The organism is Chryseobacterium sp. JUb7 (assembly GCF_024806495.1).
In the GTDB taxonomy this organism is placed as follows: Bacteria; Bacteroidota; Bacteroidia; order Flavobacteriales; family Weeksellaceae; genus Chryseobacterium.
Map to the genome: position 1 here is coordinate 337,396 of NZ_JANUFF010000003.1, position 16,111 is coordinate 353,506.

Sequence of the window (16,111 nt, forward strand, 5' to 3'; positions counted from 1 at the left end):
CAAATTAATTTTTGTACACAGAAGCGAAGAGATATTCTCTTCGCTTCATTTTTTGTCTTGAAATTATAAGTTTTGCTTACATCCGCACCTGACCAATGAAGAATAAATCTAGTCTTCATTCAGCATACCCAATTCTCCGAAATATTTTTTAAATTTCTGGATTTTCGGACCTACAACAGCACTGCAATAAGGCTGTGTCGGATTTTCGTTGTAATATCCCTGATGGTATTGTTCTGCAGCCCAGAATTTTTCGAACTTTGTTAATTCTGTTACATATGTTCCTGCCCATCTTCCGGATTCCTGAGAAGTTTTAATGGCTTCTTCAGCTTTTGCTTTTTCAGCATCATCTTTATAATAAATGACAGAACGATATTGAGTTCCGATGTCATTTCCCTGTCTGTTTAATTGAGTAGGATCATGAAGGAAGAAAAATACATCCATTAACTGCTTGTAAGAAATAATTGCCGGATCATACGTGATCTGTACCACTTCTGCATGGCCTGTTTCTCCTGTGCAGACCTCTTCATAAGTAGGATTGTCTTTATGACCTCCAGAATATCCTGAAATTGCAGACTGTATACCTTTAAGCATATTGAAACAGCTTTCCACACACCAGAAACATCCGCCTCCGAAAGTGATCTGTTCTAATTTATTGTTATCCATTCTAAGTTGATTATTGTATTTAAATATTTTCTCTTTTGAGGAATAATTTATGGAGAAAAAACTAATCAAAAATATGAAAAACTTTTTCAAATAAGGTCTTCTAAACTCGTCTAAACGCAAATTATGATGATAGATGAGACAAATTAATTTATGCATAATCATGTGCATAATATGAAATATAAATTTCCAGATGAAATTAGGGAGATAGTATTAGGAATGTCATCCTGAGCGCGCAGCAGTCGAAGGATTTCAACAAAGCTACATCTTATATGGAAGACTTTAAATATTCTCAAAGATCCTTCGAGAGCCTCAGGATGACAGCGTTATAAATTTCCAGATGAAATTAGAGAGATAGTATTAGGAATGTCATCCTGAGCGCGCAGCAGTCGAAGGATTTCAACAAAGCTGAATCTTATACAGAAGACTTTAAATATTCTAAGATCCTTCGAGAGCCTCAGGATGACAGTGTTATAATTAAAACGTAAAAATGAAAAAAGCACCCTAAAAAAAAGGATGCTCAATATGATTCAATATTACTCTCAGTTATTTTTCCCAAACCAAAGCACTTGCTCCCAAAATAGCAGCATCTGCTTCGTCCAGTTCACTGAAAACCAATTTTACTTTATTTCTGAAAATAGGAAGAAGGTTTCTTTCCATATGAAGTTTTGTAGGCTTTAAGATAAAATCTCCGGCTTTAATTACTCCTCCAAATAAAAGAATCGCTTCCGGCGAAGAAAACATCACAAAGTTAGCCAATGCTTCTCCTAATTTCTGCCCTGTATATCTGAAAACCTCAATCGAAATCGGGTCTCCTTTTAAAGCACATTCGTGTACTGTTTTAGAATTAATTTCCTCTTCAGGAAACTGGCTCAGCATAGATTCAGGAAACTCGGCTCTCATTTTCTTAGCAGTGATTGCGATTCCTGTTGCAGATGCATACGCTTCAAGACTTCCTTCAGAACCTGTGCTCCAGTGTTTTCTTCCGCCTGGTTTTACAATGGTGTGTCCCAGTTCTCCGGCAAATCCGTCATGTCCGTAGATCAATTTTCCGCTGGCTACAATTCCGCTTCCGACGCCTGTTCCCAGAGTGATCATGATAAAATCTTTCATGCCACGCGCTGCTCCGAAAAGCATCTCCCCAAAAGCTGCTGCATTAGCATCATTGGTGATTGTACACGGCATGCCAAATTTATTGGTCATCATCTCCCCGAAAGGAATAACGCCTTTCCAGGGTAAATTGGGAGCCTGCTCGATGGTTCCTTTATAATAGTTTCCGTTGGGTGCACCCACTCCAATTCCGTCAAAATTTTTTTCGGTACCGTGGCTTTCAATGAGAGGGTTTACCTTTTCATATAAAGCATCGATAAAATCCTCAACCTTTTCATAGGCGTCTGTTCTTAAGTTTCCTTTTTCAAGAACTTCTCCGCGGTGGTTTACTACTCCAAATTTGGTATTTGTACCACCAATATCAATTCCAAGGGCAACGTGTTTTGATAAATCTATTAATGACATTTCTATTCTTAAATTCTAAAAGGTTAAAATTATAAAAAAGATTGGGATTAATGGATTATTAACTAAACATTTATTTAAAAAAAAATTAAGCAGCTTTTACCGTTTTCTTTTTTCTTCTTCCCCACCAAACCAGAAAGCCAGTAACTGGTAATGAAGCACATATGATACTTACGACGAAAGCAATGATCTTTGTTGGAAGCCCTAAAATAGATCCTACGTGAATATCATAATTGGCTCCCACCGTTTTTTCACCAAAATTTTTGTCTTTCATGTCGTGAGTATGAAGCAGCTCTCCTGAATTTTCATCGAAAATTAAACTGCTGCTTTTGTGATAAGAATATGATAAGTGTTTCACATAAACTTCAAAATTCGGATGTTCGTGATCATCCATATGTTCGTGTCCCAAATCAATGGAGAATCCATAAGAATCAGGATACTTTGCCTTAACGGTATTGCTTATTTTATCTAATGTACCTTCTGTTCTCAATTCAATGGGAGCTTTTGTCTTAATGGATGAGAAGTCCGGATATTGAGTGCTTCCGCCCGAGAAGATAAAATAGAATGCTGCCTGAACTGCAAAAAACGCATAAAATAGTCCCGTTAATGAAAAGATTAATGCAAAAATCGAAGCATAAAACCCTAATACATTATGAAGGTCATAGTTTTTTCTTTTCCAGCTTTTTACATTTTGCCATTTGAAAGAGAAACGCTGCTTCCTGGCTGCTTTATTTTTCGGCCACCACAAAATAATCCCCGAAATCAGCATAATAACAAAAATAATCACAGGAATTCCCACCAGATAAGTTCCCCAATCCTGCTTTAAAAGATAGCTCCAGTGGATCATTTTTACAATCTGAAAGAAGCCGTTTTTCTCATCGTAAGTTCTTAGGACCTTGCCATTATAAGGATTTACATAAGCGACTTTATAGATTGGGAATTCATCAAAATAATTCCAGCCTTTCGGATCATGCTCATACCAGTAAAAAAGATAAGACATTTTTTTATCAATCGGGATATTGACCCAGTGAATAGGATATTTTTCCTTTACCTGCTCATCGACCGCTTTTTCTAAGGTACGAATCGGAAGAATATGCTTCTGATCGATATTTTGCTCGTTGTGATAGATAACATCTTTTCTTGTGAAATTTTCAACCTCATCTTTGAATACGTACAATGCTCCGGTAATGGAAATGATAAAAATCAAAAATCCAATGCCCAGACCAAACCACAAATGCAGTTTTCCGGTCCATTTTTTAAATGCGCTCGGTTTTTTCTTCTGGTGATGCTTTTTCTTCATGTTTTCCTTAAGTTCGGCAAAGATAAGCCTTTAATTTTTATTTAGAATGCTTATAAATTGATTGTTTGATTAGTCAATAATTTAACTGAAAAAAGGCACCTCATTTAATTCTCAAATACCAATTGCATTATCTTATTAAATGAAACGCCTTGTTTAATCTAATCCTGAAAGTTTTAGATTTAATTAAAATTTATATTCAACCATAAATGTTCCTCTCATTCCCAGAGAATTCGTAAAGTCGGCATCTCTTGCTCCCCACCACGCAATTGCGGGCTGATACATTTTGTTGAAAACATTTTCAATACCTAAAGAAAGCTTCCAGTTTTTGTTTACATCATAGCTTGATTTGAAATTGAAAACGGTGTATTCAGGAACTTCGCCTTCTCCATAAACATAGAGGCCTGTTTTTACATTCGGATCGAATCGGTCCTGCTTAAAGGCATGAAGCATATCCAATCCTACAGACAGACTTTTTATTGGTTTTATCTGAACATAGGCTAAAACTTTCGGTGCTGAAATTCTGCTGTTGTTGATTCTGGTAGAATAATCTCCATCGTCTTTTGGTGATGTAATCCCTTCCATCCAGCTGTAGCTTCCTCCAAAATTGATCCATTTTGTGGGATTGAAATGTAAGAATCCTTCCACACCGTACACCACTTCGGGTGCCCTCTGAATGGTTAAAGCTCTGTCGGGGCTCTGAATAAACGTGGCTCCCAATTTTGATGTACTTACATAGGAAGTCACTTCATAATTCAGCCATTTTGTGATATTTCCAGTAGCCCCCAATTCGTAATTGTTGACGATGATTGGCTTGGTTTCAAGGTTGTTGATCGTATCGGCAGTTGAAGTTCTTAATATTCGTCCCAGTTCATTGATAGAGTAGGCTTGAGAAAAACTTCCGAAAAGATTGATCATCGGGTTGATGTTGTAACGAAGGCCTAAATTGGCAACTAATGCATTGTATTCCAGCTCTCCGCCCGTTACAAAAATACTTTTGGTGAATGTTCCGTCAGATTTAATAGTTGAAAGTGTGTTGAAATCTCCAACTTTTACTTTCATATTTTCATAACGGAGACCTCCTTTAATAGTTAATTTTTTTAATAAATCAATTTTAACCAACATAAAAGGGGCAATGTTTGTCATATCCATATCCGGAGTCCAGTATCGGCCGTCTTCCAGCTTCTGAACGGTTTGATCATTCAGAATGTCCACTCCGTAGATTACTTCTCCCTGAGAGTTTTGAGCATTCCATAGTTGGGTATCAAGATTGATTCTTGCTCCTTTTTTATTGGAGATTACGTTTGACTGACCTCCGTTCAGGAAAGTGTCACTGTAACCGTATACGGTTCTGAAATCCTGTACATAGAGGTTTACGTTTAATGAAGTTCCCTTCCAAAGATTTCTGTTGTCGTAGCTGATTTTGAAATTATGATTTCTCGGCGTTCCCTGGGGAGTTGTTTCAAGATTTTTTCCTTCTCCTTCCCCAATGGTTGGTGTTAAACCGTACTTTCCTGTTTTTAACCCTAAATTTAGATCAGATTTTGAAGCGTAGCCAATATAAGAGGCCTCAATTCTTTGATTATCGTTGATGTTGTAGCCCAGCTTCAACATACCGTTGTAGTTGTCCATTTTTGCTGTGCTGTAAGTAGGGCTAAGATTTACCCCGTCAGCATCTTTCATATAGCCTGTTCTCTCGTAAGCCAATGATACTACATAATCAAACTTATTTGTAATTTTTCCTGAAAGTAACTGACTTGCTCTGAACCCAAGTGTTCCTCCGTAAGGCTGTCCTGTGATGCCAAATTGGGAAATCCCTGAGATCTTTTTATCAGAATTGCTCTTTCGGGTAATATAATTGATAATTCCCCCATCGGCACCATTTCCATAGATAGAAGAAGCTCCTTTGATGACTTCAATTCTTTCAATAACGGATGGATCAATAGATCTTAAATCTCTTGCACCGTTTCGAAGAGGTGTCGATTGCGGAATACCGTCTATTAATACCAATACCTGGCGTCCTCTCAAGGTTTGCCCCGTATTTGAAGTCTGCCCCGAACTTGTCGCCAAACTCGGAACCGTATATTGCAGAATACTGGTTATATCTGAGTTTACCGTTAATTGTGACTGAACCTGTTTTTCGCCCACAATGGTCACGGAGCTTGGAATTTCTTTGATGCTTTCCCTTTTTCTGGAAGCTGTAAGCACAACTTCGTCTACATTCTTGGTATCTACGCTGTCTTTAACCTGAGCAAAAACAGTAACTGTTCCGAGACAAGCTACTGATAAAAGAGCCTTTTTCATTATATTTTCTTTCCTTGTTTATTACGTTTTCCCCACCAGATTAAAAATCCTGTTACGGGTAGTGAGGTACAGATCAATCCGGTAATGAACCAGATAATTTTTCCGAATAATCCAAAATATGATCCTGTGTGGATGTCATAGTTGGCATTGGCATATTTCTCTGCGTTGTTGAGTTCCTGATGAGGCTTATTCGATAAGAGCTTCCCTGAATATTTATCAAAAGCCAGCTGATTTCTGATGGCAAATTTCCCCTCTTCACCATAAACGGATACAGGAATGTTTTTTAATTCTTTCCCTTTTTTATTTTTTCCGTTTAAAGGAATTCTGAAACTTGAGGATGTGGAATAAAGTTTTCGGGTTTCGGCTGCAGTAAGATCAAAAACCGAATTGTTCTTTGCTAAAAGAGAATCGGGAGATTTGATTTCTTTTTCTTTAGGCAGTTCGGCAGATCCGGATAAAGTAAGATTAAAAGCATTTTTTACCCATGGATATGCGAAATATATTCCCGAAATGCTCATTAGCAGAGCGATAAATGATGCATAGAAACCTAAAACATTATGAAGGTCATAGTTTTTGCGTTTCCATGTTTTCACGTTTTTCCAGTCGAATGAAAATCGACCTTTCCTCATTTTTTTGTTCTTCGGCCACCAAAGAATGATCCCGGTGATCAGCATGATGATAAACAGGACAACAGGAATTCCCACGACATATTTTCCCCAGTCTGTCTTTAATAATAAACTCCAGTGAATGGATTTAAGAATAGGGAAGAGGTCATACTTTTCATTATAAATACCCAGAATCTCACCGGTGTATTGATTGACATAAACCAGTTTATTGATTTTGACCTCATCAAAATAATTCCATGCCTTTTTATCTTTTTCATAATAAAGAAATTCATAGGATTTATTTTTATCCAAAGGGATTTCAACAGAGCTTATCGGAAATTTTTCATTGATTTCCAATGTAACTTTTTCACGTAGAACCACAATTGATAATGGTTGCTCGGTAATGGTTTCCTTTTGCACATAAATGGCATCTTTGCGAAGCTGATTTTGAATCTCATCTTTAAAAACGTACATCGTTCCTGTTAATGAAACAATAAACACAATAATACCAACGGACAAGCCAAACCACAAATGCAGTTTGGCAGACCATTTTTTTGTTGAAGAAACTTTCTTCTTATGATGATGTTTTTTCTTCATAGTAAAAAGTTAACCTTTTAAGGGGTTAACTTTTGTATATTAAAATTTGTATCCTATTGAAAGTCTGAAGTTTCTTGGTGCATTATAGATCCATGCATAAGAACCATCATCAGATCTGTAGCCACTGTATAATTTTCTGTTTAAAGCATTGTTTAAAAGTAAATTAACATCGAATTTTCTAGCGGTATACGAAATTCCAAAATTGGTGTCGAAATAATCTTCTAAGCGTTGATCGTATTTTGCTGTAGTTCCGAACCATGATTGTCTACCTCCCTGATATTGATATCCTGCTGAAATTCCGAATCCTTTTAATGTTCCATTCTCGAATCTGTAGCTTACCCAAGTATTTTGAACATTTTTAGCATTCCCCGGAGATTGAACTCCAATTCTTGTAGGATCTGTATCTTCTACAGTTTTAGCATCTGTATATGCATAATTGATAACTACATTCAAACCTTTTACGATTTCTCCTTTGATATCAGTTTCAAAACCTCTCGCTCTCTGTTCGCCAGTAGCAATTTGGAAAGCATTTCCATCATTTTCATTAGGATTTCCTGCAACAAGTATATTTTTTCTTCTGATTTCATATACCGCAAATGTGGAATTCCATTTTCCTCCAAACCAATCTTTTTTCAATCCAAATTCAATATTCTGACCTTTAAAAGGATCTGTTATTGAAATTTTGTTCTTACCAATTCCAGATTGAGGAGCAAAAGTTTTATCATACACTCCATATGCTGAAAAATCATCTTTTATCGAGTAGCTGACGCCTACTCTTGGTGTAAATTCTCCAGCTTTATCTTTTTGAACGATATTATTTTCTGAATAAAATGGATATCCCGCGTAAGTGGTACCGTTAGTATATCTTCCAGCTAATGTTACACGTAATTTATTGTTGAACATTTCTATTTGATCTTGAGCATAATAAGAAGTATATTTTACTCCCTGATCATTATAAAAAGGTGCAGACGGATTTAAAGTGTAAAAATCACCAGATGGCAATGTAGAAGGATCTACGCCATATTGAGGATTATAAATATCTATTGGATAAACACCGCTGGCATATCCTGAAAAATCTGCATTATATTTTCTGTCTCCGTAATCGAATCCTCCAATAATTTTGTGAACGATATTTCCGGTTTTTAAACTACCTCTGACATAAGTTTGAAAAATGTGGTTTTTTCCAACTGCCTGCCAGTTGCTTAATGTTCTGTTGAATATGTTGCTGTTATTTGTGTCAAAACTTCCCCACCAAGAACCACCATCGTAGTTCATGTCCATATAAGCATACTGTGTGCTCCAAACCCAGTCTTTAAACAATTTCTGATCTAATGTTAAGAATAAGCTCTGGTCTTTGACTTCTGTTTCTTTAAAGTTTTTATCATTAAAGTTGGTATGAACATTTAATGATGCATAACCGTCCTGAGACATTAAATAGGCTCCAGGCTGAGAAAATTTTAAGAACTGATAATTATATTGAGCCGTTAATGTCGTAGTTTTTGTTGGTCTGAATGTTAATGAGGGGGCAACAATAATTTTTTTTGTCTTATCATTTTCGGTCCAAGACCCGTTTGTACTTCCCATTAAGTTTAAACGATAATCCAATACGCCGTTTTTAATAATAACACCATCAAGATCTGCCTCACCTCTGAATAGATTGTAACTTCCTGTTGTAAATCTTACAGAATTCTGGAATTTTCCGGTTGGTTTTTTAGTCACAACATTATAAAAACCAGCAGGATCTCCCATTGATCCCATAAAACCGGCAGGTCCTTTTACAAATTCTATTCTGTCGATAATTGATGCATCTGGATTGATTGGTCCCCAGGTTGAAGAAACATTCATCCCGTTCATATAAGTTGCAATACTTGCACCTCTCATGAATACGTTAGAATATACGTTATCCCAATGTTCTACTTTTCTGGCACCACTTACGTTTCTTACAATACCCTCAGACATGTTTAGTGTAATCTGATCTGCCAGTACTTGTGAGCTGATCGATTGTACGTTCTGTGGCAGCTCCATAATTGGAGTTTGTAGTCTTAAAGAACCTGAAACTTCGTTCAGTTTATATTTTTGATAATATTTTCCGTTTACTACAACTTCTTCGATATTATTAGATTTAATGCTGTCTTTTTCCTGAGCAAATGTTAGCATTGTTGTAAGTAATGCGGCTCCTACTGTTATCTTTTTCATAGTTTATAAAATGAATTAAGATTAGAATTTATAAGCAATTGTTCCTAGGAAGTTTGCCAGTTTTTGTGGATTCGCCGTGGAATATCCTGTCCAATAATGTTCATTGGTGAAGTTATCCACCTTAACTCCGATTCTGAATTTCTTGGCATCGTAAAATGCATTGGCATTCAAAACGAAATATTTTGGTAAAATGAAATCTCCTGTTACATTATTGTCACTGGCATAGTTTCCGCCAAATCCGAATCCCAGGCCTTTTACTTTTCCATCGACAAATTGATATGCCAGGTTGAAGTTTGCATTCCAGAAAGAACCTGCTGTTGTTGGTCTTGTTTTAGTAGCTTCATCAACAGTATCGTTGTAAGCCAAACCTCCTACTAAAGAGAAGCCTTTTACAAGATATGCGTTAACTTCCAACTCGAAACCTTTGCTAAGGGTAGAAGCGGCTTGTTTCTGAACTGATCCTCCATTCGTGGCGAGTTCTCCGGTGTAAAGCAATTGGTTTTTCACATGGATATTGTAGTAAGAAACCGTTGCATTGAATCTGTTTTTAAATAAACTTGTTTTAAAACCTCCTTCAAACTGATTTCCTCTTTCAGGGTCTGATAAAGTAGTATTTCCGGCTACATCAGAAGTATAATATCCGTTGGACTTGAAAGAGTTTTGGTAATTTCCGAAAACCGAGAATTTATCTTTCACAATTTCATAAACAATTCCGGCTTTTGGGGAAAGCGCAGATTGGTTGAATGCTTCTTCAGGTTTTGCTCCTATTGCTGGTCCTACAAGTCCTCCCAAGTAATCATTATTTTCATAACGAAGCCCTGCCATAATATGCAAGTTGGCAATCGGAGTAAATAAGTTGGAAATATATCCAGAGTATGTATTTTGATCTCTCAAATAATCCCAAGTTGAAAATTTATTTGTATCCGCATACAGTGCAGACAAAGCAGCGGCATTCATTCCTGAATAATCTGCTCCTGAAGCTGCTACAGTATCAAAATCACCGTTCAGATATTTGTATTTCAATCTTTCTGTTGTTCTCATATAATCAAAACCGACAACTGTTTTGTTTTTCATGCCGTTGGAGAAATCATAATTGAAGTTGAAGTTTTGCTGAACCTGAAACAAAGATTTTTTACTGTCGTTTGTAGATTGGTCGGCTCTGTTAACCAAATATTGTCCTCCTGTGTAAGAAATTGAAAAATATGGATTGTAACCGTCTGAATAAGAATCAGAATTATTGATATAAGTATTTGAGGTGATGTTATTGTTGATTTTCCATTTCACGTTTCCGAAAACATTGGAATTTCTTGCCGTCATATACAAATCATTTCCGGTGTAAGATTCTTTATAATCCAGGCCTGCCGCTTTTTCCAAATCTTTCATATTGTTGATTTGGTTCAAAGATTTCGGAGTAAGATAGAAGAAATAAGGATTTGCCGCTACTCGGTTGTCGAATAATTCATAATCTACATTCAATTGTAGCTTGTCGGAAACATTCCATGTCAAACTCGGAGCGAATGTGGTATATTGATTTTTAGCATCGGTTTTTGTAAAATTTCCTTCGTTTGTGTAAGCTGTATTGATACGGAAAAGTAAGTCTTTTGTAATCGGAGCATTAATATCCGCAGTGGCTCTATACGTATTATAGCTTCCCGCAGAAGCTGAAACTGCACCAAAGAAATTTTGCTGAGGCTTTTTGGTGACTCTATTAATCAGACCTCCGTAAGATGCTACTGTACTTCCGTAAAGTGTTCCTACTGGACCTTTCAGAAATTCCAATGTTTCCACATTTATGGCATCAATGGTGGAAGTAACGGGAGCAACTACACCGTTTCTTGTAGAAGCTTGCGAAGGAAAGCCTCTCAAAACGAAGAAAGAACCACCATCTCCGGCTCTTCCTGTCGGGTTCCACATTTTCTGCAAACCGGTTACGTTTCTATAAGCATCATCAACAGTGAAAATGTTTTCATTTTCCAAAATCCCTTTATCAATAGAAGAATAGACTTGTGGATTTTCAATGAATTTCACTGGCATTTTGTTGGAGGATTCGGTATCAAGTTTTTTCACCATTCTATTGATGATAACCTCTTCTATACTTTTAGTATTTGCAGAATCTTTTTTCTCTTGCGCAAATGTTAGCATAGAACCCAACAAAGAGGCACAGATCAGTACATTTTTCATGAAAGTCAAATTTTTTGCAAATATATTGTTTTTAATTATTCTAAATAAATTACTGGATTGATATTTATCATACAAATGGTATACAATGAATAACAAAAAGCCGCTCCAATGAGTATTGAAGCGGCTTTTGTAGTATAATTAATTATTTCTTAAGCAGGAATTTCTCCTTTGTATAGGAAAGAAATAATTTCTTTGTTTAATTTGTCGATCATTTCGCTGAATAAGTGGAAAGATTCCTGTTTGTAAATTACAAGAGGGTCTTTCTGCTCGTAAACAGCTCCCTGAGAAGATCTTCTTAAGTCATCCATCTCACGAAGGTGAAGTTTCCAGTTTTCATCGATAATCGATAAAGTGATATTCTTTTCAAAATCGTTAACCAAACTTTCACATTTCGTATCAAAAGCTTCTTTTAAATCAGCTACGATTGTCATTGTTTTATGACCATCTGTGAAAGGAACCTGAATCATTTTAAACATTGAACCCTGGTTTTGATATACATTCTCAATGATTGGGAATGATTTTTCTTTCAATAGGTTCAATTTCATCTGATAATCTTCCTGAGCAGCTTTAAACAAGATGTTTGTCAATTCCGGAATTTGTTTGTTTCCAAAGTCACTTTCTGAAACCGGAGATTCCATGGTGAAAGTTTTGATAATCTCGTATTCAAAATCCTTATAACTTCCGTTTGCTTTTCCTTTCGTAACGATAGAATTGGCAACATCAAAAATCATATTGGTGATATCATATTTCAGGTGATCTCCGAATAAAGCATTCTTTCTTCTCTTGTAGATTACATCACGCTGTTTGTTCATTACGTCATCATACTCAAGAAGTCTTTTTCTTGTTCCGAAGTTGTTTTCTTCTACTTTTTTCTGTGCTCTTTCAATAGACTTGCTGATCATAGAGTGCTGAATAACTTCCCCTTCTTTATGACCCATTCTGTCCATCATCTTAGCAATTCTTTCAGAACCGAATAGACGCATCAGATTATCTTCCAAAGACACATAGAACTGAGAACTTCCCGGATCTCCCTGACGTCCTGCTCTACCTCTCAACTGTCTGTCAACACGTCTTGAATCGTGTCTTTCTGTACCGATGATGGCCAAACCTCCGGCTTCTTTTACTTCCTTAGAAAGCTTAATGTCGGTACCACGACCCGCCATGTTGGTTGCGATAGTCACAACTCCCGGCTGTCCTGCTCCGGCTACAATTTCAGCTTCCTTCTTGTGAAGTTTAGCATTCAATACCTGGTGAGGGATTTTTCTTAATTGAAGTGCTTTAGAAAGTAACTGAGAGATTTCAACAGAAGTCGTACCCACCAAAACAGGTCTTTTTGCTGCTGTTAATCTTTCGATTTCTTCAATTACAGCGTTATATTTTTCTCGGTTAGTTTTGAAAACTAAATCTTGTTTGTCGTCTCTTAAAATAACACGGTTTGTAGGAATTACCACAACATCTAATTTGTAGATTTCCCAAAGCTCACCCGCTTCCGTTTCTGCAGTACCGGTCATCCCTGCAAGCTTGTTGTACATACGGAAATAATTCTGTAGTGTAACAGTTGCAAAAGTTTGGGTTGCAGCTTCGATTTTTACGTTTTCTTTAGCTTCAATCGCCTGGTGAAGACCATCTGAGTAACGTCTTCCTTCCATAATACGACCTGTCTGCTCATCAACGATTTTTACTTCACCGTCAATTACCACATATTCATCATCTTTTTCGAATAAGGTGTAAGCTTTAAGCAATTGGCTCATCGTGTGAACACGCTCAGATTTTTCAGCAAATTCAGCGAAAAGTTTTTCTTTAGCTTCGAACTCTTCTTCTTTAGATAAGTTTTTAGCTTCAACTTCCGCGATTTCTGTTCCGATATCCGGAAGAACAAAGAAATTGTTGTCTTCATTTCCTTGAGACATGTATTCAACACCTTTGTCTGTCAGATCAACCTGATTGTTTTTCTCTTCGATAACGAAGTAAAGATCTTTATCTACAATCGGCATATCACGGTTGTTGTCCTGCATGTATTGAGCTTCAACTTTCTGAAGCAATGCGCGGTTTCCGCTTTCCGATAAGAATTTTATTAATTGTCTGTTTTTCGGAAGACCTCTGTAAGCCTGAAGCAATTTAAATCCTCCTTCTTTTGTATTTCCTGCAGCGATTAATTTTTTAGCTTCATTAAAAATTGCAGAAACAGTTTTTCTCTGTACCTCAACGATTCTGTCGATAGAAGGCTTCAGAACATCGAATTCCTGTCTGTCTCCCTGAGGAACCGGACCAGAAATAATCAAAGGTGTTCTCGCATCATCTACCAAAACAGAGTCAACCTCATCCACGATAGCAAAGTTCAATTCTCTTTGTACCAGTTCTGAAGGTGAAGTTACCATGTTATCTCTCAAATAATCGAAACCGAATTCGTTATTTGTTCCGTAAGTGATATCTGAATTGTATGCTTTTCTTCTTCCGTCTGAGTTCGGTTGGTGATTATCGATACAGTCGATACTCATTCCGTGGAATTGGTACAATGGTCCCATCCACGCCGAGTCTCTTTTTGCAAGATAGTCATTCACTGTTACCACGTGAACTCCTCTTGCCGGAAGTGCATTTAAGAAAATAGGAAGCGTACCTACCAAAGTTTTACCTTCACCGGTTGCCATTTCGGCAATTTTACCGCTGTGAAGAATAACCCCTCCGATAAACTGCACATCATAATGTACCATGTCCCAGTTTACAGGTGTTCCGGCAGCGTCCCATGAGTTTTTCCAAACAGCTTGATCTCCCTGAATTTCTACGAAATCTTTCCCGATACCAGCCAGTTGTCTGTCCCAGTCCGATGCTTTTACACGGATTTCTCCGTTTTGAGCCCATCTTCTTGCTGTTTCTTTTACGAGTGCAAAAACTTCAGGAAGAATTTGAAGAAGAACTTTTTCTTCAATTTCGTATGATTCTTTTTTTAGAGTCTCAATTTTTGAAAAAAGAGCTTCTTTTTCATCTACGTTGGTAGAGTTTTTTATCTGCTCTTTAATCTGTTCTATTTGAGCTGTGATTTTGCTGGTTGCAGATTTAATATTTTCTTTAAACTCAGCAGTTTTCTCTCTTAAACCATCATCAGACAATTGCTGAATGTTTGGTTCAACAGCTTTGATTTTTGTTACAACTTTTTTTACTTCTTTTAGGTCCTGCGCTTTCTTGTCTCCCAAAAACCCCTTAAGAACTTTGTTTAAAAAACTCATAAATTTTTTACTTTATGCCTAAAGCGATATACTTTAAGCGTTTTTAATAACACTTAACGTGCAAAATTGATATTTAAAAAGGGCAAAAAAGCTCTAAGCTATTGCTTAAAGCTTAATGCTTTAATTAATATTCGTCTTCGTTCCAAAGATAATCTTCGTCCGTAGGATAGTCACTCCAAATCTCATCAATTGCATCATAGATTTCTCCTTCATCTTCGATCGCCTGAAGATTTTCTACCACTTCCATTGGTGCACCAGTTCTGATTGCATAGTCGATAAGCTCTGCTTTTGTCATTGGCCAAGGTGCGTCACTTAGGTATGAAGCTAATTCTAATGTCCAGTACATAATTTTCTAATTTTTTGCAAAAGTATAAAAATAGCTTATATTATATGCTTTTTTATACTTGATTTTCAACTCTTTTTATTAAATTTTGTTCATTATGGGTTATAAAAAGCCTTGCGGCAGTGTTCTATAACACACTTGATGTCATTTTCTCAAAAACCATTCCACAAATTTTTTTATGCCATTTTGGAAGTTTGTGTCAGGTTTGTAGCCAATTAATGTCTTAGCTTTTGTAATATCTGCATTGGTTTTCTGGACATCTCCGGGTTGTAGTGGCAGATTTTTTCGGATGGCAGATTTTCCCAATGTGTTTTCAATGGTCGAAAGCATTTCATTTAAAGTAATGACTTGGCTTTCTCCCAAATTAATAATTTCATACACATCAGAATTATTTTCCAGATAGGTGATGGATTTTGTGATTCCGTCGATGATATCGTCAACATATGTGTAATCTCTGGCTGTCGTTCCGTCACCATAAAAAGGGATTTCCTGATCTTCGGAAATCAATTTTGTGAATTTGTGAATAGCCAGATCCGGTCTTTGTCTCGGTCCGTAGACGGTGAAGAATCTCAGCTGGATCATATCAATAGCATATAGCTGATGATAGACATGGCCTAAAATCTCACCACATTTTTTTGTTGCAGCATAAGGTGAGATAGGATTGTCAACATTGTCGGTTTCTGCAAAAGGAACTTTTTCATTGTTCCCATAAACGCTTGAGGAAGATGCACAAACGAATTTTTTAATATTGAATTGATGACAAAGCTCCCAAAGGTTCATTGTGCCCCGGATATTCACTTCTTCGTATTCCAGAGGTCTTTCGATAGAAGGGCGAACTCCGGCTAAAGCAGCCAGGTGAATCACCAAATCGATTTTATGATTTTTAAAAATTTCTTCAAGCCCTTTTTTATCACGGATATCCTGATGATAAAGAGTATAATTAATTGATTTTGATAGCAAAACAAGTTTTTGAATGTCATTCCCCTTATCAGAATACTCAAAATCCGAATTTACATCAATAGATTCTAATGTATTTTTGATTTTGATCTGATAACTGTAGAAATTATCAAAATTGTCAATGTTAATGACAGAATGTCCATTTTTTAATAATTGTTCAACTAAATGGGAACCAATAAAACCGCTTCCGCCGGTCACAAGATAATTCATCTGTATTTTTTTCTTAGTACAAAAA

At 36.5% G+C, this 16,111-nt stretch carries 10 protein-coding genes; all 10 read right to left on the bottom strand.

Annotated features, from left to right (window positions below; all coding sequences use genetic code 11):
* Window positions 1–108: 108 nt before the first annotated feature.
* The 10 genes from msrA to M2373_RS08510 all read right to left on the bottom strand — a co-directional run bounded on the left by msrA (window position 109) and on the right by M2373_RS08510 (window position 16,086).
* Window positions 109–663, bottom strand: coding sequence for a peptide-methionine (S)-S-oxide reductase MsrA (gene msrA, locus M2373_RS08465; RefSeq protein WP_259109516.1), 555 nt, complete (start codon window positions 661–663; stop codon window positions 109–111).
* Between the two features lie 543 nt (window positions 664–1,206).
* Entirely contained in the window at window positions 1,207–2,175 is a 969-nt protein-coding gene (locus tag M2373_RS08470) for an ROK family protein (protein ID WP_259109518.1), read from the bottom strand.
* An 85-nt stretch (window positions 2,176–2,260) separates the two neighbouring features.
* On the bottom strand, window positions 2,261–3,472 hold the full coding sequence (locus M2373_RS08475; RefSeq protein ID WP_259109520.1) for a PepSY domain-containing protein: 1,212 nt from the start codon (window positions 3,470–3,472) through the stop codon (window positions 2,261–2,263).
* 183 nt (window positions 3,473–3,655) lie between these two features.
* Window positions 3,656–5,773, bottom strand: a complete 2,118-nt coding sequence (locus M2373_RS08480) for a TonB-dependent receptor (protein WP_259109522.1) — start codon at window positions 5,771–5,773, stop codon at window positions 3,656–3,658.
* Window positions 5,773–6,975 carry a PepSY domain-containing protein gene (locus M2373_RS08485; RefSeq protein WP_259109524.1) on the bottom strand — a complete coding sequence of 401 codons (1,203 nt, stop codon included), beginning with the start codon at window positions 6,973–6,975 and terminating at the stop codon, window positions 5,773–5,775. Before M2373_RS08485 ends, M2373_RS08480 begins: the two co-directional genes overlap by 1 nt.
* A 39-nt stretch (window positions 6,976–7,014) precedes the next feature.
* Entirely contained in the window at window positions 7,015–9,171 is a 2,157-nt protein-coding gene (locus tag M2373_RS08490) for a TonB-dependent siderophore receptor (RefSeq protein WP_259109526.1), read from the bottom strand.
* Window positions 9,172–9,192: 21 nt separating this feature from the next.
* Window positions 9,193–11,352 carry a TonB-dependent siderophore receptor gene (locus M2373_RS08495; RefSeq protein ID WP_259109528.1) on the bottom strand — a complete coding sequence of 720 codons (2,160 nt, stop codon included), beginning with the start codon at window positions 11,350–11,352 and terminating at the stop codon, window positions 9,193–9,195.
* A 149-nt stretch (window positions 11,353–11,501) separates the two neighbouring features.
* Entirely contained in the window at window positions 11,502–14,576 is a 3,075-nt protein-coding gene (gene secA / locus M2373_RS08500; RefSeq protein ID WP_259109530.1) for a preprotein translocase subunit SecA, read from the bottom strand.
* 124 nt (window positions 14,577–14,700) lie between these two features.
* Window positions 14,701–14,922, bottom strand: a complete 222-nt coding sequence (locus M2373_RS08505) for a DUF2795 domain-containing protein (RefSeq protein WP_027382805.1) — start codon at window positions 14,920–14,922, stop codon at window positions 14,701–14,703.
* 141 nt (window positions 14,923–15,063) lie between these two features.
* On the bottom strand, window positions 15,064–16,086 hold the full coding sequence (locus tag M2373_RS08510; protein ID WP_259109545.1) for a GDP-mannose 4,6-dehydratase: 1,023 nt from the start codon (window positions 16,084–16,086) through the stop codon (window positions 15,064–15,066).
* Between the last annotated feature and the right edge of the window lie 25 nt (window positions 16,087–16,111).

Coding starts and splice junctions, on each gene's coding strand:
- M2373_RS08490 (WP_259109526.1), bottom strand. CDS start 9,171: ATGAAAAAGATAACAGTAGGAGCCGCATTACTTACAACAATGCTAACA.
- M2373_RS08485 (WP_259109524.1), bottom strand. CDS start 6,975: ATGAAGAAAAAACATCATCATAAGAAGAAAGTTTCTTCAACAAAAAAA.
- secA (WP_259109530.1), bottom strand. CDS start 14,576: ATGAGTTTTTTAAACAAAGTTCTTAAGGGGTTTTTGGGAGACAAGAAA.
- M2373_RS08480 (WP_259109522.1), bottom strand. CDS start 5,773: ATGAAAAAGGCTCTTTTATCAGTAGCTTGTCTCGGAACAGTTACTGTT.
- M2373_RS08505 (WP_027382805.1), bottom strand. CDS start 14,922: ATGTACTGGACATTAGAATTAGCTTCATACCTAAGTGACGCACCTTGG.
- M2373_RS08510 (WP_259109545.1), bottom strand. CDS start 16,086: ATGAATTATCTTGTGACCGGCGGAAGCGGTTTTATTGGTTCCCATTTA.
- msrA (WP_259109516.1), bottom strand. CDS start 663: ATGGATAACAATAAATTAGAACAGATCACTTTCGGAGGCGGATGTTTC.
- M2373_RS08475 (WP_259109520.1), bottom strand. CDS start 3,472: ATGAAGAAAAAGCATCACCAGAAGAAAAAACCGAGCGCATTTAAAAAA.
- M2373_RS08470 (WP_259109518.1), bottom strand. CDS start 2,175: ATGTCATTAATAGATTTATCAAAACACGTTGCCCTTGGAATTGATATT.
- M2373_RS08495 (WP_259109528.1), bottom strand. CDS start 11,352: ATGAAAAATGTACTGATCTGTGCCTCTTTGTTGGGTTCTATGCTAACA.